The following is a 311-nucleotide window of genomic DNA, read 5'->3' on the forward strand; positions in this document are numbered from 1 at the left end:
CGGGCCGCCGCGGTGGTGCTCCTCGGGTCGTTGGTCCTCGGGGCGCTCGGCGCCTGGTTCGCCGCCGGGGCCGCGACCCGGTCCACCGCGTTGCGGGCGTGGGCGGCCCTGGCGTGGGTGGCCGCTCCCACCGCACTGGTGTCTCTGGGCCACGGACGTCTCGGTGCGGTGCTCGCCCACGTCGCGCTCCCGTGGGTGGTCCTCGGTGTGGTGCGGGGCGTGGGTGTCGCGCGGGTCGACGTCATCGCCTCAGGTCTGGAGGGCGCCGCCCGCAACGGCACCCGCAGCACTGACGGGTCCGAGCCGGTCGT

General features: G+C 77.2%; 1 protein-coding gene. It reads left to right on the forward strand.

The features are described from left to right. Positions 1-311: hypothetical protein (locus N869_RS18320; RefSeq protein WP_035063553.1), on the forward strand; the 311-nt coding region annotated here is incomplete at both ends.

This window comes from Cellulomonas bogoriensis 69B4 = DSM 16987 (assembly GCF_000767165.1).
In the GTDB taxonomy this organism is placed as follows: Bacteria; Actinomycetota; Actinomycetes; order Actinomycetales; family Cellulomonadaceae; genus Actinotalea; species Actinotalea bogoriensis.